We start from the raw sequence: 2972 nt of genomic DNA on the forward strand, positions 1-2972 counted from the left end.
GGCGCTACAGGTCGGCCTCTCGTTCCCCGAGATCGCGACGTCGTTCGGCGTCGTCACCGAGGCGACCGCCCCGTACTCCCCGTTCTCGCCGCTGACGCACCCGGGAACGTTCCTGCTCCTCAGCGCGGTCGTCGCCTTCGTCGCCTACCGCCGGAAGGGGCACTACGAGGCGGCCACCGCCCGCGCCGACGAGCCGCGCGGGGCGTTCTCGCGCACCGTCCTCGCGACCGCGATCCCGGCGTCGATCGCGGTCGTCTCCTTCCTCGTCATGGCGAAGGTGATGGACCACAGCGGGCAGGTGCTCGTGCTCGCGGAGAGCGCCGCGAACGTCGCGACGCCGACGACGTACGGCTTCTTCTCGCCGCTCATCGGATCGCTCGGCGCGTTCATGACGTCGAGCAACACGGCGTCGAACATCCTGTTCGGCGGGCTCCAACAGCAGACCGCCGCGCAGTTGGGCGGGCTCTCCGAGCCGCTGATCCTCGCGGGGCAGAGCGCGGGCGGGGCGATCGGTAACGCGATCTCGCCCGGGAACGTCATCCTCGGGACGACGGCGGCCGGTATCGTCGGCCGCGAGGGGGACGTGCTCCGGGTGACCATCCCGTGGGTCGCGCTCGTCGGGGCGCTCGTCGGGGTGGCCATCGTCGCGCTGAACGCCGCCGGACTGCTGGGGGTGGCCTGAGATGGACGTTCTGAGTCGGTACACGCTCGCGTTCGTGCTCATGGCGCTGTCGCTGCCGGCCATCAGCTACGGTGCCTCGGCGGGGATCGCGATCGCGTGGGGCGTCGGTCTCGCGATGCTGTTCGTCGGCGGTCTCGTCCCGCCGGCGATGCGGTTCGCGGCCGCGGATCCGGACGCGATCTGAGTCGGGGCGGTCCCTCCGCGGGACCCGCTCGGGCAGACTCCGACGACCTTCGACGACCTTCGACGACCGCTCCGGCAGCCTTCGACGACCGGGAGCAAGAACGACCGCAACGACGCGTTTTAATCGGTGAGTGCGATGAGTATCGGACGAGCCGCTGCGACGACCGACGACGGACCCAGACGCCATGACACGGATCAACACCACGGACGCGACAGACGGGACCGACGACGATGAGTGAACCCGGGGAATCGAGCGGGGATCCGGAGTCGGAACCCGACGGATCGGCCGCGGATCCGGAGTCCGACCCCGACGCCTCGGCGTCGCGCGACGGCGTCGACTACGCGGGACGTGCCGCCGACATCCTCGGCTTCTCGCGGTGGTGGCAGATCGCCGCCGCGGCCGGGATGATGGCCGCGGTGAGTCCGTACCAGTACGTCTGGTCGTCGATCGAACAGCCGCTCTCGAACAGCCTCGACATCGCGCTGCCGGCGCTGGGCGCGGTGTTCTCCTTCTACGTCGTGTTCCAGTCGCTCTCGCAGTTCCCCGCCGGCAAGTGGCGCGACAGCCGCGGCCCGGGCGCGATCACGTTCCTCGCCGCGCTTCTGGCCGGCGGCGGATACATCGGGCTGGCGTACGCGACGAGCCTCTGGCAGCTGTACCTGCTGTACTCGCTCGGCGCGATCGGCGTCGGCATCGTCTACACCGTCGCGGTCAACACGGCGGTCAAGTGGTTCCCGGACCGGACGGGGCTGACGACCGGCGTCGGGACGATGGCGTTCGCCGCCGGGAGCGCCCTCGTCGTCCCGTACGTCCGCGCGAACGCGACCGTGGCGGCGTACAGCGACGTGCTCCGCAACATCGGGATCGGGATCCTCGTCGTGACGCTCGTCGGCTCGTTCCTCCTCCGGGACCCGCCGAGCGACTGGCTGGACCGCCACGGGGACGGCGAAGAGGGCGAAGGGGGCGAGAACGCCGAGGGCGGCAAGGACGCCGGGGGAAACGGGGGCGACGGTCTCGCTCCCTCGATCCGCGGCCGCAACTACACCTCCCGCGAGATGCTCTCGACGTGGCAGTTCTGGCTGCTGTACGCGATGTTCATCGCGATGGCGAGCGCCGACCTCCTCGTCATCGCGAACGTGGTCCGGTTCGCGGAGAACTTCGGGCTGGCGGCGCTCGTCGCGACGCTCTCCGCGACGCTCCTGCCGGTCGCCGCGGGGGTCTCGCGGCTGATCCTCGGCGAGGCGATCGACCGGTTCGACCGGAAACGCGTGATGGCCGGGTCGTTCATCCTCGCCGGGCTCTTCCGGGTCGCGCTGGTGGGGGCCGGTCAGACGGGCAACGGCTTTGTCTTCGTCGCGTTCGTTCTCGGCGCGATGTTCTTCTCGTCGCCGCTTTTCGTCTACTTCCCGTCGCTGCTCACCGACTACTACGGCGCGGCCAACTCCTCCGGCAACTACGCCGTGCTGTACACCGCGAAGGTCGGCGGCGGCGTGTTCTCCGGGGCCGTCGCCGGCTACCTCGTCGCGACGCTGGGGTGGACCCCCACGTTCGTCCTCGGCGGCGGACTCGCGGTCGCCGCGGGGCTGGCGGTGTTCGTCCTCCGCCCGCCGAGCGGGTCCGGTTTAAAATCGGCCGAGCCGGCGGCCGCGGACTGATCGGGACGCCTCGCGGGTCGCGCCCCTGCGTTCGCTTTTCTCCTTCGTTTCACTTCCCTCCCTTCCCCCGTCACGACCCCGAGCGCGTCGCGCGACGGACGGCGAGCGACCAGAGGCCGACCGCGACGCCGCCGATTGCGAGTACGCGGTTGACCCCCGTCGGAGTGAGTCCGAACGGTGTAAACGCGGGTGCCTGCGAGGCGTGGAGCAGGAACCCGGCCGCGACCGCGACGGCGATCGATCGGGGGCGCACGACCAATGTGTCGGCGTCTCGCCCCGCCGGAGTGACGACGCGGTCGCCGGAGGCGACGAGGAGGTGTCCGGCCGCGAACACGACTCCGACCGCGACCGAGCCGGCGAGGTCGACGGCGACGCTCGACTCGAACGTGCGGTACCAGAAGACGTGCGCGAGCCGCGCCGCCGCACCGAGGAACGTGACGAGCGCGAGGTC

Annotated in this window: 4 protein-coding genes; 3 read left to right on the forward strand and 1 reads right to left on the reverse strand. The window is 70.8% G+C overall.

The window, feature by feature from the left end:
- From BN903_RS03465 to BN903_RS03475, 3 genes are all read left to right on the forward strand, one after another.
- A partial coding sequence (locus BN903_RS03465) for an L-lactate permease (RefSeq protein WP_195155699.1) occupies positions 1-682 on the forward strand: 682 nt, incomplete at its 5' end.
- 1 nt (position 683) lies between these two features.
- The gene (locus BN903_RS03470; RefSeq protein ID WP_048076384.1) at positions 684-866 is read left to right on the forward strand and encodes a hypothetical protein; all 183 of its coding nucleotides are present in this window, start codon (positions 684-686) and stop codon (positions 864-866) included.
- 230 nt (positions 867-1096) lie between these two features.
- The gene (locus BN903_RS03475; RefSeq protein WP_048076385.1) at positions 1097-2521 is read left to right on the forward strand and encodes an OFA family MFS transporter; all 1425 of its coding nucleotides are present in this window, start codon (positions 1097-1099) and stop codon (positions 2519-2521) included.
- Between the two features lie 70 nt (positions 2522-2591).
- Here the strand turns inward: BN903_RS03475 and BN903_RS03480 are convergent.
- On the reverse strand, positions 2592-2972 hold a 381-nt coding region (locus BN903_RS03480), incomplete at its 5' end, for a hypothetical protein (protein ID WP_048076386.1).

Source organism: Halorubrum sp. AJ67, assembly GCF_000513435.1.